At 67.1% G+C, this 23,666-nt stretch carries 21 protein-coding genes; 4 read left to right on the top strand and 17 right to left on the bottom strand.

All coding sequences use genetic code 11. From position 1 onward, the window contains the following. Positions 1-104: 104 nt before the first annotated feature. From H7A87_RS09420 to hisS, 11 genes are all read right to left on the bottom strand, one after another. The gene (locus H7A87_RS09420; RefSeq protein WP_104648630.1) at positions 105-1,691 is read right to left on the bottom strand and encodes a calcineurin-like phosphoesterase family protein; all 1,587 of its coding nucleotides are present in this window, start codon (positions 1,689-1,691) and stop codon (positions 105-107) included. 149 nt (positions 1,692-1,840) lie between these two features. After that, positions 1,841-2,461: a bifunctional phosphoribosyl-AMP cyclohydrolase/phosphoribosyl-ATP diphosphatase HisIE gene (gene hisIE, locus H7A87_RS09415; RefSeq protein WP_104648629.1), complete on the bottom strand. Its 621-nt coding sequence runs from the start codon at positions 2,459-2,461 to the stop codon at positions 1,841-1,843. Continuing rightward, complete coding sequence (gene hisF / locus H7A87_RS09410; RefSeq protein WP_104648628.1) at positions 2,451-3,227, bottom strand: imidazole glycerol phosphate synthase subunit HisF; 777 nt, start codon at positions 3,225-3,227, stop codon at positions 2,451-2,453. The genes hisIE and hisF overlap by 11 nt, the downstream gene beginning before the upstream one ends. Beyond that, on the bottom strand, positions 3,221-3,955 hold the full coding sequence (gene hisA, locus H7A87_RS09405; RefSeq protein ID WP_104648627.1) for a 1-(5-phosphoribosyl)-5-[(5-phosphoribosylamino)methylideneamino]imidazole-4-carboxamide isomerase: 735 nt from the start codon (positions 3,953-3,955) through the stop codon (positions 3,221-3,223). Before hisA ends, hisF begins: the two co-directional genes overlap by 7 nt. Next, a complete protein-coding gene (gene hisH / locus H7A87_RS09400; RefSeq protein WP_016904936.1) occupies positions 3,952-4,554 on the bottom strand; it encodes an imidazole glycerol phosphate synthase subunit HisH in 603 nt (200 codons plus the stop codon). Before hisH ends, hisA begins: the two co-directional genes overlap by 4 nt. Next, a complete protein-coding gene (gene hisB / locus H7A87_RS09395) occupies positions 4,551-5,678 on the bottom strand; it encodes a bifunctional histidinol-phosphatase/imidazoleglycerol-phosphate dehydratase HisB (protein WP_119128440.1) in 1,128 nt (375 codons plus the stop codon). Before hisB ends, hisH begins: the two co-directional genes overlap by 4 nt. Next, positions 5,675-6,766, bottom strand: coding sequence for a histidinol-phosphate transaminase (gene hisC / locus H7A87_RS09390; RefSeq protein WP_119128439.1), 1,092 nt, complete (start codon positions 6,764-6,766; stop codon positions 5,675-5,677). Before hisC ends, hisB begins: the two co-directional genes overlap by 4 nt. Continuing rightward, on the bottom strand, positions 6,763-8,058 hold the full coding sequence (gene hisD / locus H7A87_RS09385) for a histidinol dehydrogenase (RefSeq protein ID WP_119128438.1): 1,296 nt from the start codon (positions 8,056-8,058) through the stop codon (positions 6,763-6,765). The genes hisC and hisD overlap by 4 nt, the downstream gene beginning before the upstream one ends. After that, entirely contained in the window at positions 8,055-8,969 is a 915-nt protein-coding gene (gene hisG, locus H7A87_RS09380) for an ATP phosphoribosyltransferase (protein ID WP_104535551.1), read from the bottom strand. Before hisG ends, hisD begins: the two co-directional genes overlap by 4 nt. 9 nt (positions 8,970-8,978) lie before the next feature. Then, complete coding sequence (locus tag H7A87_RS09375) at positions 8,979-9,305, bottom strand: YerC/YecD family TrpR-related protein (RefSeq protein ID WP_039521339.1); 327 nt, start codon at positions 9,303-9,305, stop codon at positions 8,979-8,981. A gap of 222 nt (positions 9,306-9,527) precedes the next feature. Further along, on the bottom strand, positions 9,528-10,961 hold the full coding sequence (hisS, locus tag H7A87_RS09370; RefSeq protein WP_119128437.1) for a histidine--tRNA ligase: 1,434 nt from the start codon (positions 10,959-10,961) through the stop codon (positions 9,528-9,530). A gap of 246 nt (positions 10,962-11,207) precedes the next feature. Between hisS and H7A87_RS09365 the strand changes: the two genes are divergently transcribed. After that, positions 11,208-11,831 carry a helix-turn-helix domain-containing protein gene (locus H7A87_RS09365; RefSeq protein ID WP_080591401.1) on the top strand — a complete coding sequence of 208 codons (624 nt, stop codon included), beginning with the start codon at positions 11,208-11,210 and terminating at the stop codon, positions 11,829-11,831. Positions 11,832-11,859: 28 nt separating this feature from the next. Here the strand turns inward: H7A87_RS09365 and H7A87_RS09360 are convergent, their stop codons facing one another. Continuing rightward, positions 11,860-12,606, bottom strand: coding sequence for a murein L,D-transpeptidase catalytic domain family protein (locus H7A87_RS09360; RefSeq protein ID WP_119128435.1), 747 nt, complete (start codon positions 12,604-12,606; stop codon positions 11,860-11,862). A 101-nt stretch (positions 12,607-12,707) separates the two neighbouring features. Further along, positions 12,708-14,015 carry a threonine synthase gene (gene thrC, locus H7A87_RS09355; RefSeq protein ID WP_119128434.1) on the bottom strand — a complete coding sequence of 436 codons (1,308 nt, stop codon included), beginning with the start codon at positions 14,013-14,015 and terminating at the stop codon, positions 12,708-12,710. A 146-nt stretch (positions 14,016-14,161) separates the two neighbouring features. Between thrC and H7A87_RS09350 the strand changes: the two genes are divergently transcribed. After that, entirely contained in the window at positions 14,162-14,476 is a 315-nt protein-coding gene (locus H7A87_RS09350) for an EthD family reductase (RefSeq protein ID WP_104585347.1), read from the top strand. 74 nt (positions 14,477-14,550) lie between these two features. Here H7A87_RS09350 and H7A87_RS09345 read toward each other — a convergent pair whose 3' ends face one another. From H7A87_RS09345 to H7A87_RS09330, 4 genes are all read right to left on the bottom strand, one after another. Beyond that, positions 14,551-15,501 carry a homoserine kinase gene (locus tag H7A87_RS09345; protein ID WP_119128458.1) on the bottom strand — a complete coding sequence of 317 codons (951 nt, stop codon included), beginning with the start codon at positions 15,499-15,501 and terminating at the stop codon, positions 14,551-14,553. 29 nt (positions 15,502-15,530) lie between these two features. Next, complete coding sequence (thrA, locus tag H7A87_RS09340) at positions 15,531-18,038, bottom strand: bifunctional aspartate kinase/homoserine dehydrogenase I (protein WP_119128433.1); 2,508 nt, start codon at positions 18,036-18,038, stop codon at positions 15,531-15,533. 93 nt (positions 18,039-18,131) lie between these two features. After that, complete coding sequence (locus H7A87_RS09335) at positions 18,132-18,365, bottom strand: hypothetical protein (protein WP_119128432.1); 234 nt, start codon at positions 18,363-18,365, stop codon at positions 18,132-18,134. Between the two features lie 193 nt (positions 18,366-18,558). Then, entirely contained in the window at positions 18,559-19,059 is a 501-nt protein-coding gene (locus H7A87_RS09330) for a TspO/MBR family protein (protein WP_180496960.1), read from the bottom strand. Between the two features lie 767 nt (positions 19,060-19,826). On the opposite strand from H7A87_RS09330, the gene H7A87_RS09325 reads away from it, so the two are divergent. Together H7A87_RS09325 and pgaB are read left to right on the top strand one after the other, a co-directional pair. Next, positions 19,827-21,785 (top strand): tetratricopeptide repeat protein, encoded by a 1,959-nt coding sequence (locus H7A87_RS09325; protein ID WP_119128431.1) that lies wholly within the window; start codon positions 19,827-19,829, stop codon positions 21,783-21,785. Further along, positions 21,767-23,665, top strand: coding sequence for a poly-beta-1,6-N-acetyl-D-glucosamine N-deacetylase PgaB (gene pgaB / locus H7A87_RS09320; RefSeq protein WP_119128430.1), 1,899 nt, complete (start codon positions 21,767-21,769; stop codon positions 23,663-23,665). Before H7A87_RS09325 ends, pgaB begins: the two co-directional genes overlap by 19 nt. Position 23,666: the final 1 nt, after the last annotated feature.

Raw genomic sequence — 23,666 nt, 5'->3', positions numbered from 1 at the left:
TTCTGCCCCCCAGGATTCAGCCGCGCATCCATCCACAACGCTCCCGTAGGAGCGCATTCATGCGCGAAGGGCTCTCCACACACACCCGCACCCCGCACAGCCCCTCAAGGATCGGCGCGCTGCAGGCGATATACCGTGCGTGCGCTGTACTGCCCGGTCGGCAGCGACGCGCGCACGTCCACGGTGTGTTCGCCCAGCTCCAGCGTGGTCGGCAATGCGCCACGCCACAGGTGCGTGGATGGCGTGGCCTCGGGCGAGCGGTCGTAGCCGCGCAACTGCTCGGCCGCATCGTCGCGCACGTTCTCGGCCAGCAGGCGCGGATCGGCACGCTCCACCCGCTTCATCGGCTGCCATGCGCCATTGTCGATGCGCATCTCGACGAGGGTGTCGTCCCGGCCCATGAACACATTGGCGTAGATCCCCCAGGCCGCATACGCGCCCTGGCGCAGCACCTTGGGCGCGTGCAGCAGCAGTTGCGCATCATCGACCGAACGCGCGACGTGATAGGCCAGCGTGTAGTCGCCGCCGGGCGCCACCTGCAGCACCGCGTAACCGTTCGGCGTGCCATCGCTCATCGTCGCGTCGGGAATGCCGGCGGCATCCTTGGCACCGGACCAGAACGCACCGCAGGCAGCGCCGACATTGTATTCGTGCAGCGGGCGGGCGCCCTGCCAACCTTCGTCGGCGCCGTGATCGACCTGTCGCTGGGTATGGCTGTGTGCGCTGAGCACCAGCACATGCGGGAAATCCTTCAACAGGGCGAACAGGCGGCGGCGATCGGCATGCCGGAAGGTCTCCTGCCCCGGCGCTGCGTCGAACAACGGAATATGCATGCCCAGCACCAGCAGCCGCTCGCGCGGCAGCTGCGCCAGATAGGCCTGCAGGAACGCGAACTGGTCCTCGCGCAGGCCGCCGACATAGGCCGGTTTGCCGCCTGGCGTATAGATCACATCGTCCAGGAACACGAAGCTGGCGTTGGCCTCTTCCACCGCGTAGGTGTCCGGGCCGTAGACGGCACGCCAGCTGTCCAGCGACTGCGCATCGTCGCCCGCGTCGAAGTTGAGATCGTGATTGCCCGGCACATGGAACCACGGCACGCCCAGCTGGGTGGTGACCTTGTTCAGGGCCGGGTACAGGCTCAGATCGTCGCTGACGATATCGCCCAGCGTGGTGCCCAGCCGGGCCGGGGTCTTGCCGACGATCGGCGCGACGATATCGCGCTGGTAGTACCCCACGTCGGTCAGGCTGGCGGTCTGGCTGTCGGCGAACACCAGCATCTGGAGCCCATCCTTGCCGGCGCTGGCGCGCGGGGTCAGCGCGAAATCCCAGTGCCGGGTGTTGCGCCCGGTGGCGGCGATGCCAGGGTACTTGCGCCTGGCCGATCCCGTGGGTGCGTAGTGACGCCAGAAACCCGGCAGTCCGTCCGCGCTTGGCACAAAGCTGCGGTCGCCCGGCTTGATCACGAACACCGTCTGCCCGTCACGTACCGGCAGGCGGTAGCGGCCTTGCGCGTCGGTGCGCACCAGCTGCGCGCCGTTGGAGACGCTCACGTCGCTGATGCCCGGCTCGTCGGCGCTGCGTCCGGCACGCCCGTCGCGCTCTTCGTAGACGATGCCATCGACCACGGCATCGCGTGCGTACGCGCCCCCCGCGAGCAAACCCAGGGCCAACAGAGCGAAGCGAAGCTGCATGCGTTTTCCCGCGGAAAGACCAGCGGAAATTGTACCTGCCACGGCCGAGCGCACATCACGCCCCCCCCTCATCGTAGGAGCGCACCCGGGCGCGACGGGCGTTATCGGTAACGCTCCGTCGCGCCCGGGTGCGCTCCTACGGGGTGATGCTATTGGTGGCGCGACTCCAGCAGTGCCACCGCATCGCCCAGGCCCAGGCCGCGCGCGCGCAACAGCACGATCAGGTGATACAGCAGGTCGGCCGACTCGCCGAGCAACTCGGCATCGCCCTGCACCACGCCGGCCAGCGCGGTTTCCACGCCCTCCTCGCCCACCTTCTGCGCGATGCGGCGGATGCCTTGCTCGAACAGCTTGGTGGTGTAGCTGCCGTGCGGGCGCTCCTGCTCGCGCGTGGCGATCAAGGCATCCAGGCTGCCGAGGAACTGGCCGGGCGCGGTGGGGAAACAGCTGGTGCGGCCAAGATGGCAGGTCGGCCCATGCGGGCGCGCCTGCACCAGCAGCGTGTCGGCATCGCAATCGGTCTGGATCGACACCACCTTCAACACGTTGCCCGAGCTCTCGCCCTTGGTCCACAGGCGCTGCTTGCTGCGGCTGAAGAAGGTGACTTCGCCGCGCTGCTGCGTGACCGCCAGCGCTTCGGCGTTCATGTAGCCCAGCATCAGCACGCGCAGGTTGTCGGCGTCCTGCACGACCACCGGCAACAAGCCATCGCCCTTGCTCCAGTCCAGCGCGGCGAGCGCGTCGCCCGCTGCCGTCTCGTTACTGCCCATCACGTACCTCGATCTGTTGCGCGCGCAGGAATTGCTTGAGTTCCGGGATAGGAATCGCGCCACTGTGAAACACGCTTGCCGCCAGTGCGCCATCGACATCGGCCTGGTCGAACACGTCGGCAAAATGCTGCATGTCGCCGGCACCGCCGGAGGCAATCAACGGCACGTGGCAGAGCGCGCGTACCTGGCGCAGCTGCGCGATGTCGTAGCCGCGCCGCACCCCATCGTTGTCCATGCAGTTGAGCACGATCTCGCCGGCGCCCAGACGCTGCGCTTCGGCGACCCACTCCAGCGTGCGCATCGGCAGGGCCTGGGTCTTGCTCGGATCGCCGGTGTAGCGGCGCACGCGCCACTGCCCATCGTCCTCGCGGATCGAGTCAATGCCGACCACCACGCATTGCACGCCGAAGGCGTCTGCGAGCTCGGAGATCAGCTGCGGCCTGCCGAGCGCCGGCGAGTTGATCGAAATCTTGTCGGCACCGGCATGCAGCACCGCGCGCGCGGTGTCCACATCGCCGATGCCGCCAGCCACGCAGAACGGGATATCGATCAGCCGCGCCACCCGCTCGACCCAGGTGTAATCGACCGAGCGCCCTTCCGGGCTGGCACCGATGTCGTAGAACACCAGCTCGTCGGCACCTTGCGCGCGGTAGCGCAGCGCCAGTTCGACGATATCGCCCATATCGATGTGGTCGCGGAACTTGACGCCCTTGACTACGCGTCCGTCGCGCACGTCCAGGCAGGGAATGATGCGGCGGCTCAGCATGCCAGTGCCTCCTTCAACGCCAGATGCCCTTCCAGCAAGGCCTTGCCGAGCACGATGCCGGCGCAGCCGGCAGCCTTGGCGGCAGCGACATCGTCCAGGTTGCGCGCGCCGCCGGACACCTGCACCTGCAACTGCGGCGCCAGCGCGCGCAAGTGCGCGTACAGGTCCATGTTCGGGCCAGACAACATGCCGTCGCGCGCGATGTCGGTGCACAGCAGATGCTGCAGGCCGGCCTGCGCGTAACGCACGGCCAGCTGATCCAGCGTGGCCTCGGCCGCTTCGGTCCAGCCATGCACCGGCAACTGCCACACACCGTCAGCGTCCTGGCGCGTGTCCAGCGCGATGGTCAGCCGGTCGGCGCCGAATTCCTGCAGCCAGGCGATGACGGTATCGGCCTGGCGCACCGCCAACGAGCCGATCACCACGCGCGCGGCGCCGGCATCGAGGATGCGCGCCACATCCTCGCGTGAGCGCACGCCACCGCCGGTCTGCACCTGCAAGCCGGTGGCACGCGCGATCTCGCCGAGCGTGCTGGCCAGCGTATAACCGCCGGCCTTTGCCGCATCCAGATCGACCAGATGCATCCACTGCGCGCCGGCATCGGCAAACGCCTGCGCGCGTGGCAGCACATCGTCGCCGTACTGCGTCTCGCGTGCGTAGTCGCCTTGCAGCAGGCGCACCACGCGACCGTTGCGGATATCCAGCGCCGGGTAAACGGTGAAACTCATGGGAAGCTCATCTCAAGAAAATTGCGCAGGATGCGTGCACCGGTCTCGGCCGAACGCTCGGGGTGGAACTGCGCGCCGCAGCGCAGGCCGTGCTGCACCACTGCGGTGAACAGACCGCCATGGTCGCAGGCGGCCACGGTGTCGGCCGTCATCGGCGCGGCATACCCATGCACGAAATAGGCACTGGCGCGCTCCGGCAAACCGGCCAGCAACGCGGAGTCGCGCATCGGCACCAGCTGATTCCAACCCATATGCGGCACGCGTATGCCGAGTGCGGGCGTCATGTGCCGCACGATGCCCGGCAGCACGCCCAGGCAATCGACATCGCCTTCTTCGGAATGTTCGAACAGCAACTGCATCCCCAGGCAGATGCCGATCAACGGCACCTGCAACTGCCGCAACGGCTCGACCAGGCCCTGTGCGCGCAGGCGCGACATCGCCTCGGGCGCGGCGCCGACGCCAGGCAGGATCACCCGCTGCGCGCCCTGCAACCCTGCTGCATCGCGTACCAGGCGCGCTTCCACGCCCAGCCGTTCCAATGCGTAGCGCACCGAGCCCAGGTTGGCGCCGCCGGCATCGATCAACGCGACATCGGTCATAGCGCACCCTTGGTGGTGGGCAACGCAGTGCCTTCGCGACGGATCGCCTGACGCAGCGCACGCGCCAGGGCCTTGAAGCAGGCCTCGACCTTGTGGTGGTCGTTCTCGCCACGCACGCTCAGGTGCAGGTTCAATCCGGAGGCATCGCAGATCGAGCGGAAAAAATGCGGGACCAGTTCGGTCGGCATGTCGCCCACGCGCTCACGCTTGAACTCGCCTTCGAACACGAAGTACGGCCGGCCGCTGAAGTCCAGCGCGGCGCTGGCGATGGTCTCGTCCATCGGCAACGTGAAGCCATGCTGGGTGGTATCGCCGGCCACACGCCACGGGCTGTCGTCGGGGTCGAAGCCGTAACGGCCGATGCCGCGCTTGTCGCCCAGCGCTTCGCGCAAGGCCTGGCCCAGCGCCAGACCGGTGTCTTCGATGGTGTGGTGCTCGTCGATATGCAGATCGCCTTCGGCGCGGATATCCAGCGCAAAGCCTCCGTGCTTGCCGATCTGTTCCAGCATGTGGTCGAAGAACGGCAGGCCGGTGGCGGTCTTCGGTTCGGCCACGCGATCCAGATCCAGTTCGACGCGGATTTTGGTTTCCTTGGTGTTGCGCTGGACCACCGCACGCCGTGGCGCATCGGCCAGCTCGTGCGCAATGCCTGGCCAGTCCCACTCGCCGCCGAATTCGTCGGTGCGCAGCTGGAAACCGCGGATATTGAGGTTCTGCGCGAACTGGATGTCGGTGATGCGGTCGCCCACCATCGCCGAGCGTGCCCAGTCGATCGTGCGGTCCTGCAGGTAAGGCACCATCAGGCCGACACCGGGTTTGCGCGTGGGCGCGTTGTCGGCCGGCCAGCTGCAGTCGATCAACACCTCGCGGAACACGATGCCCTGGCTGGCGAAGATCTGCAGCATCAGGTTGTTCGGGCCATCGAAGGACTCCCGCGGATAGCTCTCGCTGCCCAGGCCATCTTGGTTGCTGACGATGACGAATTGGTAGCCGGCGTCGCGCAACTTCAGCATCGCCGGAATCACGTTGTCGACCAGGCGCAGTTTTTCGTAGGCGTCGATCTGGTAATCGGCCGGCTCGGTGATCAGCGTGCCGTCGCGGTCGACGAAGAGAATCGGGGTCATGCGGCGGCCTCCTGCGTGCGTTGCAGCGCGCTCAGCACGCGCGCGTTCTGTTCGGGCGTGCCCAGGGTGATGCGCAGGGCATCGGACAGCTGCGGTACCGCGCGTTGATCGCGCACCACCACGCCGGCCTCCAGCAGCGCCTGGAATGCGGCTTCTGCATCGTCGAAACGCACCAGCAGAAAGTTGCCCTGCGAGGGATACACCTGACGCACGCCGGCCAGCTGCTCGAGTGCGGTATGCACGCGTGTGCGCTCGCTGTGCACCTCGGCAATGCGCCGGCGCGTGACCTCCAGCGCCGGCGCGGACAAGGCCTGTTCGGCCATTGCCGCGCACGGCGTCGGCACCGGGTATGGCGCCTGGCAGCGCCGCAACAAGGCGATCAACTCGTCGTTGGCGATCAGGCTGCCGATGCGTGCCGCTGCCAGCGCATGCGCCTTGGACAACGTGCGCAACACCGCCAGATTGTCGTAGCGCGCAAGCAGGCTCACTGCCGAGGCTATGTCGGAGAACTCGCCGTAGGCTTCGTCAACCACCACCAGCGCCCTGCCCTGCAATGCCTGCAAGGCGGTTTCGATCTTGTCCAGGGCAATTGCCGAGCCGGCCGGGTTGGACGGCGAGCACAGGAACACCAGCTTGGCCTGCGAGCTCAGCGCTGCTTCGACGATCGCCGGGATATCCGCGTGGAAACCGTCCGGTCCATCCACCAGCGGCACTTCGACCAGGGGTGCGTTCTGCAGGCGCGCGCAGACCGCGTACATGCCGAACACCGGCGGGGTCACCACCACCGCATCGCGCCCGGGCACGCACAGGCCGCGCACCAGCAGATCGATTGCCTCGTCGCTGCCACGGCCGATCAGCAGCTGCTCGGGCGTACAGCCATACAGCCCCGCCAATGCAGCGCGCAGACCCTTGGGCTGCGGGTCCGGGTAGCGCCGCGTGCTGCCGTCGGGATCGGCAGGATTGCCCCAGGCCGACTCGTTGGCGTTGAGCCACACATCGCCCTGCAACGCGCTGGTGCGTGCTGACGAATAGCCGGCGAAGGCACGCAGATCCTCGCGCACCAGTTCCAGAATCGATGGCGTACTCATGCTGCCACTCCCATGCGCAATGCCACTGCATTGGCGTGCGCATCCAGGCCCTCGGCGCGCGCCAGGATCAGCGCGCAAGCGCCGATGCCGTCGATGCCGGCCTTGCTGGCGGCCTGCACGCTGACCATGTTCTGGAAGCTGGCCACGCTTACGCCGCTATAGGCGCGCGCCGCACCGCTGGTCGGCAGCACGTGGTTGGTGCCGCTGCAGTAATCGCCCAGCGCTTCGGGCGTGTAATCGCCGAGAAACACCGAGCCGGCCGCTTCGACCTGGCCCAGCCACGCACGCGGCTCGCGCAGCGCGAGGATCAGGTGCTCCGGTGCATAGCGATTGCTGATCGCAAACGCTTCCTGCAGCGCCTGCACCTTGATCAGGCGCGATTGCGCCAGCGCCTGGCGCGCGATCCCGGCGCGGGAGAGTTGCGCCAGCTGGGCATCAAGTTCCACCTGCACCGCCGCGATCAGCGCATCGCTGTCGGACAACAGCAGCACCTGCGAATCCGGGCCGTGTTCTGCCTGCGAGAGCAGATCGGCGGCAACGAAGGCCGGCTGCGCGCCGGCATCGGCGATCACCAGCACTTCGGACGGGCCGGCCGGCATGTCGATCGCCGCCGCGCCGGACTGCGCCACCTGCTGCTTGGCCTCGGTGACGAAGCTGTTGCCCGGGCCGAACAACTTGTCGCAACCCGGAACCGAATCGGTGCCGTACGCCATTGCCGCAATCGCCTGCGCACCGCCGAGCTTGAACACACGGCGCACGCCGGTCAGTTGCGCGGCGACCAGCACCGCCGGATCGACGCTGCCGTCCTTGCGCGGCGGCGTGCACAGCACCACCTCGCGGCAGCCGGCCAGACGCGCGGGAACCCCGAGCATCAACGCAGTCGACGGCAACGGCGCACTGCCGGCCGGCACGTACAGGCCGACCCGGCCGATCGGCCGCACGATCTTTTCGCAGACCACGCCAGGCGCGGTCTCCACTGCATAGCCTTCGCTCATGCCCGCGCGGTGGAAGGTGTCGATGCGCGCCACCGCGTCCTGCATGGCCTGGCGCAGTTCCGGCGCCACCGCCGCTTCGGCGGCGGCAAATTCGGCCTCGCTCACGGCGAAGCTGTCCAGTGCCACGCCATCGAAACGCGCGGTGATCTCGCGCAGCGCGGCATCGCCACGCGTGCGCACATCGGCAATCAATGCGGCGACCGCCTCGCGCGTCTGCGTGGCCACGGTCTGCACCGGGCGGGTCAATGCCTGGGTCCGCGCAGCGGTGTCCAGTTGCGACCAATCGAGAATATTCATGCCAGCGAGCGCTCCACCGTCAACACCATCAGACCTTGCGCACCTGCGCGTTCGAGTTCTTCCAGCCGCTGCCAGGTCACCGCGCCATGGCACATGGTCTGCAGCCGCAGTGCGCCGTTGCCGTCGTCGGGCAGCTGCACCAGCGGCTCGGCATCGGGCAACAGGCGGCGCAGCGCATCCACGGCGTCCTGCTCGGCGCGGAACATCAGCAGCTTGCTGTCGCGCAGCTTGAGCACGCCGTCCATGCGCCGTAGCAGCATCGCCAGCAGCGCGGCGCGTGCGTCGGCCGGCTCGCGCACCGCACCGGCCAGCACCGCTTCGCTTTCCATCACCAGTTCCACCGGCTTGAGCTGGTTGGCGGCCAGGGTGGCGCCGCTGGAGACCAGATCGCAGATCAGATCGGCGGTGCCCAGGCGCGGGGCGATTTCCACCGAGCCGGACAATTCCACCACTGCCGCGTCGATGCCCTGGCGCTCCAGCCAGTCGGCCAGGATCGCCGGGTAGCTGGTGGCGATCCGCTTGCCGGCCAGTTGCGCCACGCCCTGCCAGTCCCACTCTTCCGGCACCGCCAGCATCAGCCGGCACTGGCCGAACCCGACCCCGCGCACCGCGTGATACGCGGCCGGCAGGCCATTGCGGCGGCGCTCGGATGCCTGCTCCTCGAGTTCGTTCTGGCCGACGATGCCCAGGTCGCAGACGCCATCGGCGATCAGGCCGGGGATGTCGTCGTCGCGCACCAGCAGCAGGTCCACCGGCAGCGATTCGCCGTAGCAGAACAGCTTGTCGCGGCTCTGCCGCCAGCTCAGCCCGCAGGCCGCCAGCAGGCTGCGCGCCGGTTCGGCCAGACGGCCGCTCTTCTGGATGGCGATACGCAACCGGTCACGTGCCGGTGCTGCCGTGGAAGCACTCATCTTGTTCTCTCAGTGGGATTCGACAGGGCGCGAGGATTGCTCGCGCAGGGCCTCGGCATAGCCGCCGGCACCATGTTCCAGGGTGCGCGCAACGCGCCCGATGGTGGTCACGCTGACCTGGGTCAGTTCGTGGATTTCGCGATACGGCACGCCCTTGATCAGCAACGGCACCACCCGCCAGCGATCCGACATGGCCTCCAGCTCGGCGGGCGTGCACAGATCGCGCAGGAAGGCCTCGACCGCCCCAGGCTCCTTCAGGCAGGCCAGGGCATCGGCCAGCATCTTGAGGGAGGCGGCGGCATCGGCACTTTCGCGGGGGGCGGGTCGTTGTTTCATTGCGTTAATGTAATAGCGTGTTAGCACATTAACGCAAACGCAGGCCATAGGACAAGCGCCGCGGGCAAAGCGTTCAGGGACGTCCCGGTCGGTGCGGCGAGTCAGAAACGACAAACCCACCGACACCGAGGCGTCGATGGGTTTGTCCGTGCATCGGGATGCACCCGGCGCCGCTGCTGCCGTTACCGACCAGGCGGCGCCTTCTCACCGCTTCCGGCGACGTCAATCGCCGTTGACGCCCCCGGCCACCAGCATCGCCCTGGCCTGCTCCAGTTCCACCAGCAAGGTGCTGGCCAGCTCGTCGCGGGCCACCTCGAACTGCTGCTCGCGCACCAGATCCTTGACCGCCACCACCCCGCGCGCCAACTCGTCGTCCCCGGCCAGCACCACGAAGCGGATGCCTGCGCGCGCGGCGTACTGGAACTGCTTGCCGATCTTCTTCGGCTCCATCTGCACTTCGGTATTGATGCCGCCGATGCGCAGCCGGCGCGCGATATCCAGCGCGTCCTCCAGCCGCGACTCGTCCATCAGCGCCACCATCGCGTGCACGCTGCTCTCGGCGATGCCCTGGATCAGGCCGGCCTCGCGCAGCTGCCAGAACAGGCGGGTCAGGCCGATCGAGATGCCCACGCCGGGCAATTTGGACTTGGTGTAGTGGCTGGCCAGGCTTTCATAGCGGCCGCCCGAGCAGATCGAGCCGATCTGCGGGTGGTCGGTCAGCGTGGTCTCGTAGACGGTGCCGGTGTAGTAGTCCAGCCCACGCGCGATCGAGAAATTCAGGCAGTACGCGCTCTCGGGCACGCCCAAGGCCTTGACCAGTTCCAGCACCTCGCGCAATTCGGCAATGCCCTCGCCCAGCGTGACGCTGGCGCCGACCGAGGCTTCCAGCGCCTGCAACTGCGCCAGCGCATCGGCATGGCCGCTTGAGCGCACCGCCACGAACGCCAGGATCTTGGCCACCTGCTCGGCGGCGATGCCGAAGCCTTCTCCCACCAGCGTGTCGCGCACGTAGTCGGCGCCGCGCTTGTCGATCTTGTCGACCTCGCGCAACACCGCCAGCTGCAGCTCGCCCTCGGCCACGCCCAGGCTTTCGAAGAAGCCGCGCAGCAGCTTGCGGTTGTTCAACTGCACCTTGAACGCGCCGATGCCCAGCTCGGCGAACACCGCGTGGATCACCGCCAGCACCTCGGCGTCGTAGCGGATGCTCAACGCATCCTTGCCGATCACGTCGATGTCGCACTGGTAGAACTCGCGGAAACGCCCGCGCTGGGCACGCTCGCCGCGATAGACGCGCTGCATCTGGTAGCGGCGGAACGGGAAGCTCAGGTCGTGCTCGTGCTCGGCCACGTAGCGTGCCAGCGGCACGGTCAGATCGAAGCGCAGCGCCAGCTCGGGCAAGCCCCCCTCGCCGCCTTCGTCTGCCGCGGCGGCGGCATTGGCCAGCGCACCGGTGGACTGCACGAAATACACCTGGCGCTCGGTCTCGCCACCGGACTTGGTCAGCAACACATCGGACAGCTCGAATACCGGCGTTTCGACCGGCAGGAACCCGAACCGCTCGTAGTTGCGGCGGATGACGTCCAGCATGCGCTGGAACGCGATCTGCTCGCGCGGCAGCAATTCCATGATGCCGGGCGGCGTACGGGGCTTGATCACGAGCGAAACTCCTGCAGGGCAATGTGGCGAACGCGCAATTCTACCGGCTGGGCGGCCGCGCTGACCGCATGGCGTATCATTCACCTGCGTTCCAGCAGTGCGTGACTCATGTACCGGCAGCTTTCAGACCCCAGCACGACCTGCCCGGCGCCCAGCGCGGCCGGGCGCAGCGATGCGCGTGGTTCCGACTGCGCGCTGTGTGCAGTCCGCGGCCGGGCCATCTGCGCGGCGCTGTCGCCGCAGGAAATGGACGCGCTCGACCAGGCCACCAGCGCCCAGTCCTATGCGCCCGGCAGCACCCTGGTGCGCGCCGGCGACATCCGCCAGCACGTCTATACGCTGACTTCCGGCGCGCTGCGCATGGTGCGCACGCTGGCCGACGGCCGCCGTCAGGTCACCGGCTTCGTGCTGCCGGGCGACTATGTCGGCCTGACCGAAACGCCGCAGCACCGCCACGACATCGAAGCCATCATCGACAGCCGGGTCTGCCGCACCCCGATGGCACAGATGCGCCAGTTGCGCGAGCGCTATCCGCAGCTGGAACGCAAGCTGCTGCAGCGCGCCAGCATGGAACTGGCCGCCGCACAGGACACCGGCCTGCTGCTGGCGCGCCTGCAACCCAGCGAACGGCTGGCGCACTTCCTGCTGCGCCTGGCGGCCCGCTCCACCCAGCCCGGCGCCAGCGGCGACACCGTCGCGCTGCCGATGAGCCGTAGCGATATCGCCGACCATCTCGGGCTGACCGTGGAAACGGTCAGCCGCACCTTCACCAAACTCAGGCAACAGCAGTTGATCGCGCTGCCGCAGCTGCACCTGGTGCAGATCCTGGATTACGCGGCGCTGCGCAGCCTCGCCGGCGATACCGTCTGAGACTTAACAGCTGGCAAGCCGGAACGCCTCAGCGCCCGCCCGCATTCGCACTTGCCACCGACGCACCACATCCGCCGCCCAGCAGCCGCGATTGCCGCAGCCAGGCCCGGTCCGGGTAGTAGGCGAACACGAAGGCGCCTTCACGCAAGGTATCGATCAATTGCCTGGCCACCGCCGGACGCACCGCCGGGCAGCCCAGGCTGCGGCCGAGCCGGCCCTGCGTTCGGATCACCGCCTCGCTGACATAGGGCGCGCCGTGGATCACTATTGCGCGGTCGCGCGCATGATCGTTGAACCCGGGCTCCAGGCCCTTGAGCCGCAACGAATAGCCGTTGTGGCCGGTATACGACTCCTGCGCGGTGAATGCGCCCAGGCTGGACTGGAAACTGCCGTCGTCATTGGAGAAATTGGCCGCCAGGTTGTTGCCGGTATTGCGCCCGTGCGCCACCCATTCCTGGAACAGCAGCCGCTGCCGCTCCAGATCGAACACCCATAGCCTGCGCTCGGTCGACGGCCGGCTGTAGTCGATGACGCTGAGCACGCGCTCGGTGCCCACCTGCTGGCGCTGCCGCGCGCATTGCAAGGCTTCGGCCGCCAGCGCCAGTACCTGGCGGTCCAGCGATGGCGCCTGCCGCGCCAATGCATCGACCAGACCGATACGCGGTGCGCCCAGCGTCGGCAACGGCGAGGCAGACATGACATCGGCCGCGCTGGCCGCTCCAGCCGCTGCCCACCCGCATAACGCGGCGGCAACGGCGATCACTCGATAAGACATGCACCAACCCACATCGGACGCGGCGCCACGCTGGGGCCGCACCTGCTAGAAATAGCCCCATGGGCGGCACTTTCCAACCCCAATACCCTGAACACGTTCGGTCAGGCCGCATCCGCAAGCAGGCGCTGCCGGAACGCGGCGTAGTCCGGCGCCAGCGTTTCGGCATGCGCGGGTCGCTGCAGCAGCGCGGCCAGCGCCGGCGGCACGCCCACCTCGCGCCCGATCAGGGGCTCGACCACGCCCTCGAACTTGGCCGGATGCGCGGTGGCCGCCACCGCCCAGTCGCCGGTGCCGCCTTCGGCCCCTTCCGCCCGCAGCTGCTCCAGCACATGCACGGCGGTGGCGGTATGCGGGCAATGCACTTCGCCATAGCGGGCAAAGCGCTGCTGCACGGTCTGGCGGATTGCCGCATCGTCCACCGAAAGCGCACGGAAGGCCTCGCGCAACGCGGCATCGTCGCCGTCGTAGAGCCAGCGCAGCCGTTCGAAGTTGCTTGGCGCGCCCACGTCCATCGCATTGGCCAGCGTCGCCACGCTGGGCTGCGGCGCGTAATCGTCGCCGGCAAAATAATCCGGCACTACATGATTGGCATTGGAGGCCAGCGCGATACGGCCCAGCGGCACGCCGAGCGCACGCGCCAGGATCGCCGCCAACCCGTTGCCCAGGTTGCCGGTGGGCACCACCAGGTTCAGCGCGGCACCTGTGCCGGCATGGTGCTGCAGGGCGGCATGCGCGTAATAGCTCATCTGCGGCAGCAAACGGCCCAGGCTGATGCTGTTGGCCGAACTCAGCGGTAGCTGCGCCTGCAGCGCGGCATCGTTCAAGGCCTGCTTGACCATCGCCTGGCAATCGTCGAACGTGCCGGCCACGCGCAAGGCCTGGATGTTGTCGCCGAAGCAGCCCAGCTGATGCGCCTGACGCGGCGACACGCGGCCATCCGGATACAGCACCACCACGCGCAGGCCCGGCTGGCGATGGAAGGCCGCCGCCACCGCAGCGCCGGTGTCGCCGGAAGTGGCGACCAGGATGGTGAGCGGCCGGCCTTCGGCACGCCGCAGGCGAGTCAGGCAGGCGGCAAGAAAGCGCGCACCGAAGTCCTTGAACGCGGCGGTCGGGCCATGGAACAGCTCAAGCGCGTAATCGCCGGGCGTGCCCAGGGCCACCAACGGCGCCGGGAAGTCGAACGCTTCGGCACAGATGGCCGGCAGCTCTGGCGCCAATGCATCGCCGTCGAAGAATGGCTGCAGCAACGTGGCGGCGGTGTCGGCCAGCGTGGCGCCTGCCGTCAGCGTGCGTGCCGGTGGCAGGGCCTGCGGCACGTACAGGCCGCCATCGGGTGCCAGGCCGGCGGCAATCGCCTGGCTCAGGCTTGCGGCGGGTGCGCCGCCACGGGTGGAGAGGAAGTTCATGGTGACGACTCCAGACAAGGCGAAGACGGGGCATGGCCCGCGAATGAAAAGACCGGACACTGCGGCATGGCCGCGTTGCGCCGCAGGGGCGCCCGGCAAGAGCGGCGCGGCGCTATGCTGCGCGCACCTTCCAGTGGAGCCGGCAGATGATCAAGGTCAGCGTGATGTACCCGTACCGCGAAGGCGCCCGCTTCGACCATGCCTACTACCGCGACGCGCATATGCCGCTGGTGAGCGCGCGGATGGGCGCGGCCTGCCTGCGCTACACGGTGGACAAGGGCATCAGCGGCGGCGAGCCGGGCAGCCCGCCGGCCTACATCGGCATGTGCCACATTTTCTGCGACTCGGTGGAGGCCTTCAACGCCGGCTTCGGGCCACATGCACAGGAAATCCTGGGCGACATTCCCAACTACACCGATCTTGCGCCGGTGATGCAGATCAGCGAGGTCGTGGTCGGTTGATGCGTGCCTTGCGCGCTGCATGGCCTGCCTGCCGTGTGCGGGCGATCGATCAACAGCGATAGGCGGGCGACGGCTCATGCGAGCAACCGCGCGGCCGGGCTGGCGATCGGGGATACCCAGTGCTGGCTGTCCAGGCCAACCCCTGCGAAGGCGGCCTTCACCGCTGCGGCGGCAGCGTCGGCGGCCGCGCGCGATGCAAACCAGGCAAACACGCTGGGGCCGGCGCCGGAAATGCTGGCACCCAGGGCATCATGGTCCAGCGCGGACTGCTTGGCAGCGGCAAAGCCGGCGATCAACGGCGCGCGGCGTGGTTCGATCAGCACATCGCGCAGGCCCGCACGCACCAAATCGGCATCACCGGCATGGCAACCGGCCAGCACCAGGGCCAGGTTGGTGCTCTGCGCGACGAACTCGCGCAGCTGATAGTCGCCGGCCAGGGCTTCGCGCGCGCGCCGCGTTTCCAGTACCGCGTCTGGATGCACCAGCAGGCTGTGCCACGCCGCCGGCACGTTGATCGGCACCAGACGCTCCAGCGTGCACAGCACCAGGCCGCCTAGAAACAGCGGCCCCAGGTTGTCGCCATGGCGGCTGCCGCTGGCCACCGCCTCGCCATCGAGGGCGTGCTGATACAGCTGCTCGTTACTCAGCGGCGCATCCAGCAGCGCGTTGGCCGCCACCAGGGCCGCCACGCACGACGCCGCCGAACCGCCCATGCCCGAACTCAGCGCGATGCCTTTGTCGATCTCGATCTCGAAACCGAACGGCAGCGCCAGCGCCGCGCGCAACGACATCAAGGCCGCACCCGCGGTGTTGCGCGCGGCATCCAGCGGCAAGGCCACGGTAGTGCCGCGGATGGCGGCGATGCGCACCAGTGGCGCCTCGATGCGCCGCACGGTGACGGTGTCGCCGACGCCGTCGATCGGATACCCGAGCAGATCGAATCCCACCGCCACATTCGCCACCGAGGCCGGTGCGAAGGCGCGTGCCTGGCCCAGCTCGCGCGCAGCAATCGCCACCTGTTGCATCTGAGTGGCCTGGTCTGCAACCGCCTGGTTCACAAGCGTGCCCCCTCGCCCGCCGCCACCCGCAGCAGATCGGCAAACACGCCGGCGGCGGTGACTTCCGGGCCCGCACCGGGCCCCTGCACCACCAACGGATTCTCGCAGTAGCGACGCGTGGTGAACTGCACCACGTTGTCGGTCAGGCGCAGATTGGCGAACGCGTGATCGGCCGGCAGCTCCACCAGGCCCACGCTGGGCGCGCGATCCGGCGGCAGCTGCGCGACATAGCGCAGCACATTGCCGCGTGCACGTGCATCGGCCAGGCGCTGCGCGAAGGTCGCATCCACCTCATGCAGGCGCGCCATGAAATCGTCCACGCTGGCCTGACGCAGTGCTTCGGGCACCAGGCTTTCGACCTGTACATCCTCCAGGCTGATCTCGCGCCCGGCTTCGCGCGCCAGGATCACCAGCTTGCGCGCCACATCCACGCCGGACAGATCGTCGCGCGGATCCGGTTCGGTATAGCCCATGCCGCGTGCCTGCGTCACCAGTTCGGCGAACGGCACGCTGCCATCGTATTTGTTGAACAGCCAGGCCAGCGTGCCGGAGAAGATGCCTTCGATCGAGGTCACCGTATCGCCGGTATCGACCAGGTCGCGCAGCGTGGTGATCACCGGCAGGCCGGCGCCCACGGTCGCTTCGTAACGGAAGCGCGCGCCGCTGGCATCGGCCGCCGCACGGATCGCCTGATACCGCTGCAACGGACCGGAGCCGGCCTGCTTGTTCGGCGTCACCACGTGGATGCCGGCGGCCAGCCAGTCCGCATAGCGATCGGCCACGTCCGCGCTACCGCTGCAATCGATGATCACCGTATGCGGCAGGTGCGCGGACAACAGATGCGTGGTGAAACGCTTCAGATCGGTCGCGGTGGCTGCGGAGGCGAAGGCATCGCGCCAGTTGCCGACCAGGCCGCGCTCATCGAGCAACATGCGGCCGCGCGAGACCACCGCGCGCAGGCGCAGATCCAGGTTGGCCTTGCCCAGCAACTGCGGTTGCGCGATGCGCAACTGGTCCAGCAGCGCCGCGCCAACATTGCCCGGGCCGATCACACCCACAGAGAAGGTCTGCGGCGACAGCCAGAAGCCGGCATGCGCCGCACGCAAGGCCTTGGTCGCATGCGCCGCATCGATGGCCACCGAGATGTTTCGTTCGGACGAGCCCTGCGCGATCGCCAGGATATTGACCTGCGCACGCCCCAGCGACTCGAACAGCCGCGCCGCCACACCGGGCTGCCCGGCCATGCCATCGCCCACTGCAGCGAGCACGCTGATGCCGGTGGTCAGTTGCACGCGCTGCACCTGGCCGACCGTGAGTTCATGCGCAAAGGCCTGCAGCAAGGCATTGCGTGCGCGCTCGGATTCATGCTGCTTGACCACGCAACAGATCGAATGCTCCGACGAGCCCTGCGAGATCATCACCACCGACACCTGCGCCGTGCGCAACGCCGCGAACACGCGCTCGGCGGTGCCCGGCACGCCGATCAGGCCGGTGCCTTCCAGGTTGAGCACGGCCAGATCCGGGCTCAGCGTCAGCCCCTTGATCGGCCCGCTCACCGCGCTGCTGGCGGTGATGCGCGTGCCCGGGTGTTCGGGCTGGAAGGTATTGCGGATGATGATCGGCAAGCCGCGCTCGATCGCCGGCGACATGGTCTGCGGATGCACCACCTTGGCGCCGAAATAGGCCAGCTCGCAGGCCTCGTCGTAGCTCAGCGTTTCCAGCTGTACCGCCTCGGGCACCACGCGGGGGTCCGCCGACAGCACGCCATCCACATCGGTCCAGATATGCAGCTCATCGGCATCGAACAAGGCCGCGAAGATCGCGCCGGAATAATCGCTGCCGTTGCGCCCCAACGTGGTGATGCGGTCGGCGCGGTCGCGCGCCACAAACCCGGTGACCACCACGCGTGTCTGCGGATGCGCCTGGCGCCAGGTCGCAAGCCGCTGCGCGCTGACCTCCCAATCCACATCCACGCCCAATTCGCCGCGGTTGACCACCAGCACATCGCGTGCATCCAGCACCGCGCAATCCTCGCCAAGCGCGCGGAAATGGTCGCCGAGCAATTGCGCCGAATACACCTCGCCCAGGCCTTGCACACGATCGAGCACTTCGCGCGGCAGCTCGCCGATCACCGCCAGCGCGCCAAGGATCTGCGCCAGATGCTCGAAGCGCTCGTCCAGCCATTCCACCGTCGGCCCGGAATGCTCGCCCAGCAAAGCCACCGCCGCACCACGATGGCGCGCACGCGTTTCATGCCAGCGCTCGCGCCACTCGGGGCGATCTTGCGCCGCCAGTTCGGCCAGTTCGATCAGCGCATCGGTCACGCCTTTCATCGCCGACACCACGGTGACCTGCACGGTCTCCTCGCGTGCCAGCAACAACTGCGCCACATGCCGGTAGCGCTCGGCATCGGCCACCGACGTGCCGCCGAATTTGTGCACGACGGTGCGCGCAGAGGACGCGAGAACAGCAGCGGGTTCGAGTGAAACAGCAAGCGATGACATCGACAGACCTCGTTAGGGAGGCCCCGTCCGCATCAGATGAGGGAGGAAAGCCCCCGCATCCTGATCCGGGTGCGGGGCCGTTGTTTTCGGAAGTTACGCGAAGACGACGGGCCGCACCGGGCGAATGGTGACGGTGGTAATGGTGGTGCTAATGCCGGCCACGCCCGCACCCGGCCGCAGCTGCAGCTGACAGGTAAGCGAGGTGATGGCGAAGGCATCAGGCATGTACGCAAAAGACATCACCGGGGTGAAGGCTGTCAAGCACTGCGCATCAAGCCAGCCTTGCGCAACGCAAGACCCACGCAGAAAGCCTTGCAGGACAAACATTTAAGCGATGCAGCCACAAGCGATTGATTGCTATGGAAACTTTTTGTGCGCCGCGCCGAGCGGCGCTTGCGCAGCATCCTGTCGCGGAGACCTGGTGCCGGACAACACGGATCCGGCTAGTCCAGCGTGGCGGCCACGCCACCTCTCGCGCCTGACGCAGAGGTCCATCAGACGCTTTTGACCCATGCAGGCCCTAGCCAAGCACCTGCGGATTGAGTTGCCACACCGCATGGTTCAACGCCGCCGCAAAACTCACCCACAACAGATATGGCACCAACAGCCACGCGGCAGCACGTTGTCGCCTGGCGAAAGCCGCAATCGTCAGCACCAACGTCAACCAAAGCGCCACGATATCGACAAATGCCCACGCCCCCATGTGCCAGGCAAAGAACAGCCAGCTCCACAACCCGTTCAACCCCAACTGCAACACGAACAGGCTCAGCGCCCCACGGGCACTGCTCCACCCACCGCGCCGCCAGACCAGCCACACCGACACCGCCATCATCCCGTACAACACAGTCCACACCGGCCCGAACACCCATCCCGGCGGTGCCCAATCCGGCCGCAGCAAGCCGGCGTAGAAGCTCGCCGCCTTGATTGACGCCGCCGCCCCTAGTGCCGCAACCAAATAGCACAGCACCAACCAGCCCAGCAGTCCCAGCAATCGCGATTTACCCGTCATTTTCCTGTCCAATCTCACTACGCCTGCTTTCGCAAAAAAAACGCTTGCCGTCGTGCCAACCCCTTCACTTCCGCAGCGCTAGCCAATGCCCAATAAATCAGAGCACGTAAATGATACATCGACGGGAGATTCAGCCCGCCGCATTCCCAGTGATCCACCTGATTTAGCGGCCGCCTGAATTTCCAAGCAGTTCCATTGACCTCGATTCAAGCCCGCCAACTCGCGAAGCCGATTAACTCAGGATAAAGTCAATCGACGGAGCAGCATTCAATAAAAAGCAAGGTTATTATCTATCACGAAACCTGCGCGGGCACTGCAACCAGGGAATATCAGACGCCATGACTGATTATTCCTGCTGGATGAGCTGGGCTGCACATCATGGTGTCGATCATTGTCCGGTCTGTTTTGATGAGCGTCTCCCGCTTGTCTACGGCTCCATCAGTCGACGGTGGACAGTGGCGCCAGTCGTCGACCCACCGGTTAAGTGTGCTGTACGTCACAATTCAAGCGAGCTGATACGATGAAGGTCGCGTCAATTTCTTGACGACGTAGGCTTTACATAGGCATACGCAGTATCGCCGGTCGTCATACGCCCGGATCGCTAATGCACTGCCTCCTCCCCCAGCTCTTGCAACCACGTGCGTCGCGGTTGTCCTGACCGCTCAGGCGCATTCACTCCTCTGCTCAGCCTTGCTTTGATTGCCGCATGTGTGCCCCAGGCGCACAGTGGTGAAGTGCGGCCGAACACGGTGACTGACGCCTCCATCGCCCTCACTCCCATGCGGCAGGCCGAACAGTTACGCGGTCAGCAGCGGTATGCGGATGCCTTGGCCATTTACGAGCGCGTGTTGCGTGCGAACCCACGGGATCGTGGCGCCTACACCATGCGCGCGATCACGCTGAGCGATCTTGGCAGTGCGCAGCTTGCGGCAGAGGCCGTATGGCGGCATCCGGACTGGTTCTCGCAGCAGGAGCGCGAGCGCATCGAAAACGACCGCGTCGCCCGCATGATCGGGTGGGCCAGCGCCGAGCCCATCGATGCCGTGCACCGCTATGCGGAGACCGATCAGGCCCTGGTCAACATCGCCCGCATCGAACGCGAATCACCACCGACGTCGAGGTGGGAAGCCACGCGGCTGCGTGTCGATAGCCTGGCCGCACTCAACCAGCGTCAGCGCCATCGCGACGTGGTGGCCAACTACCAGGCATTGAAAGCAGAAGGCATCGACGTTCCCGCGTATGTGCTGCCGACGGTCGGCGATTCGCTGATGGGCCTGCGCCGCCCGGCCGAGGCCGAGGCCGTGCTGCGGCAAGCCTTGCAGCACACCCCGGACGACTTCAATACACAACTGTTGCTGGGCTACGCCCTGCTGGAGCAGGAACGCTTCGATCTGGCGATGCCACTGTTCGAAACGCTCGCGGCCACGCAGGCACCCTGGCCGCGTCGCAACGGTGCGAACAGCGGCTACGAAAACTGGGATCGCTTCAGCGCAGACATCGCCCTGGCCACCGCGCGCTCGGCCGCCAATGACAATCGCGGCGCGGACCGCCTGCTGCGCGAGCGCGTGGCCATCGGCCCCGACAACGCGGAACTGCAGGCGGCACTGGCCTCGATCGAATTCCGTCGCGGGCACCCCGGCAAAGCGCTGCAGCGTCACGCGGTGGCATTGACGCTGGACCCGCATCAAAAGCAGGCGCGCAGTGGCGTGGTCGAGGCGCAGCGCGATCTGGATCGCCTGGACCTGGCCGATGCGACGTTTGCCCCGTTGCGCAAGGAATATCCGGATGACGCCGGCCTGCAACGGCTTGGTGCTTCGCTGGAACGTCAACGCGGCTGGCAGGTGCATCTGAGCCATGCACGCGGACGCAGCGACAACGACACCTTGACCAACAGCACCTCGCCGCTGGGCAACGACTTCGGTAGTACGTTGCTGGAAGCCGAATCGCCATTTCTCGGCGAAGGCTGGCGTGTGGGTTTGCGTGCACGCGACGACTGGGCCGACTTCCAGGACACGCGTGTGCGCTATCGCAGCTTCTGGCTGGGAACGCACTATCACTACGACCGCCTGGATGTCAGTGCGTACGGCGGACGGGCGCTCGACGACTTCGATCGCGATGGCACCGCCTGGGCACTGGATGCCGGCTGGCGTTTTTCCGATGCCTGGTACGGCAGCGTTGCGTGGCGCACGCGCGATCCGGAAGCCTCATTGCAGGCCCGCCGCTTCGGCATCACCGGCGACAGCATCGGCGCGGCCCTGCGCTGGACACCCAACGACGAAAGCCGTTGGGAACTGCAGGCACGCCAATTGCGTTACAGCGACGGCAATCGGCGCGATCAACTCGATCTTTCGGGCAGCCAACGCCTGTGGGCCAGCCCGCATGTGCTGCTGGATGGCCTGTTCGCCGCTTCGGCCGGACGCGCCGAAGACGAGCGCGCCGTCAATTACTTCAATCCGCGCCGCAGCTCTGCGGTGGCGGCCGGCGTGCGCATCGATCAGATCGGCTGGCGTCGCTACGACTACGCGTTCCGGCAGCGGCTGGAGGTCACGGTCGGGCCGACCTATCAGTCCGGCTTCGGTAGCCAGTGGGTGCCCGGCGCGGCCTACCGGCACCTGTGGTCACTGGGCGACGGCAGTGCGCTGAGCTACGGCGTGAGCTGGTCGCGCCCGGTCTACGACGGCCAGCGCGAACAACAACTTGGATTCGACCTGGATTTCCGATGGGGAGGTACGCCTTGATCCGCCTGCCGCTGCTGCTGGTCGCCTTGTTGCTGATGACGTTCGCGTCGTCGGCGCAGGCGGGCCTGCTGGTGCTCAGCTACCACGATGTTCGCGACGATGTCGCCGCCAAGGGCGATCCCGATCGTTATGCGGTGTCCACCAGCAACTTCGCCGCGCACCTGGACTGGCTGCGCTCGCACGCCTATCACCCGGTGAGCGTGCAGCAGGTGCTGGATGCACGTGCCGGCAAGCGTGCCCTGCCCTCCAGGCCGGTGTTGCTGACCTTCGACGACGGCTTGCGCAGCGTCTACACGCGTGTGTTCCCGTTATTGCAGGCCTACGGCTATCCCGCATTGGTCGCACCCGTCACCAGCTGGGTCGAACTGCCGGCCGGCCAGGTGGTGCCCTACGGCCATCGCGATTTCACCCACGAGGATTTCGTCACCTGGGCGCAGCTGCGCGAGATGCAGGACAGCGGCCTGGTCGAAATCGGCTCGCACAGCGACGATCTGCACAAGGGCATCGCGGGCAACCCGTTCGGCAATCAGACCCCGGCGGCGGTCACCCGGCGCTGGGATGCAGGCAAGGGCTACGAAAGCGAAGCGGAGTATCGCCAGCGCATCCAGACCGATCTGCGCCATAGCCGCGACGCCATCGTGGCGCATCTGGGCACACCACCGCGCGCCATGGTGTGGCCGTATGCCGCCTACAACCGCGCCAGCAACGCCATTGCCGCGCAACTGGGCATGACGCTGAGCTTCGACCTGGAAGGCCGCTCGCACGAAGCCGATATCGGCCAGCAGGGCCGCGACCGCGTGGACGGGCAATCGCTGGCCAGCCTCGGCCGCCTGTTGCTGTTCAACAATCCCGATGTGCGCGACCTGGCCGGCGAACTGCGACGCGATCTGTCGCGCGATGGCCTGCGCGCGATCCAGATCGATCTGGACTACGTCTACGACCCGGACCCGGCGCAGCTGGCACGCAACCTGGACATCCTGGTCCAGCGGGTCAAGGACATCGGCCCCAGCCATGTGTTCCTGCAGGCCTTCGCCGACCCGGACGGCGATGGCGCCGCCGGTGCGTTGTATTTCCCCAACCGCCATCTGCCGATGCGTGCGGACCTGTTCGGGCGTGTGGCCTGGCAGCTGCGTACCCGTGCCGGCGTGCGCGTGTTCGCCTGGCTGCCGGTGCTGGGCTTCCATCTGCCCGATGCACAGCAGCAGGCCGCGCTGCAGATTCGCGGCAAGGACGCCAAGGATGTGCCGCGCCTGGATCCGGGCAATCCGCGCACGCAGCAGCTGGTCGCCGACATCTACGAAGACCTGGCCGCCAACACCTACTTCGAAGGCCTGCTGTTCCATGACGATGCCTACCTGCGCGACGACGAAGTCCCTGCGTACGGCGGTGGCGACCCGACCAGGCGCACGCAGCAGCTGATCGGCTTCACCCAGGAGCTGAAGGCGGCCGCCGAACGCTGGCGACCCAAGCTGGTGACGGTGCGCAACCTGTTCGCGCAGCCAGTGCTGGAGCCGCACAGCGAGGCCTGGTTTGCGCAGCGCCTGGACGCCTTTGCTTCGGCCTACGACTACACCGCGCTGATGGCGATGCCGTACATGGAGCAGGCCAACGATCCGCAGCAGTGGCTGCAGCAGCTGGCACAGCGTGTCGGCCAGCAGCCGCATGGTTTGGAGAACACCATTTTCGAACTGCAGACCGTGGATTGGCGCACCGGCAAGCCATTGCCCGACGGTGTGCTGCTCGCACACAGCAAGTTGCTCCTGGCTGCGGGCGTGCGCCATCTGGCGTACTACCCCGACGACTTCATCGGCGGCCACCCGTCTCTTCCCGAAGCGCGCGAGGCCATGTCGGCTCGGCAATTCCCATATATCGAGCGGTAGC

Origin of the sequence: Xanthomonas sp. CPBF 426 (genome assembly GCF_903989465.1) — a bacterium.
In the GTDB taxonomy this organism is placed as follows: domain Bacteria; phylum Pseudomonadota; class Gammaproteobacteria; order Xanthomonadales; family Xanthomonadaceae; genus Xanthomonas; species Xanthomonas euroxanthea.
This window is presented reverse-complemented; position numbering and strand designations above follow the sequence as displayed.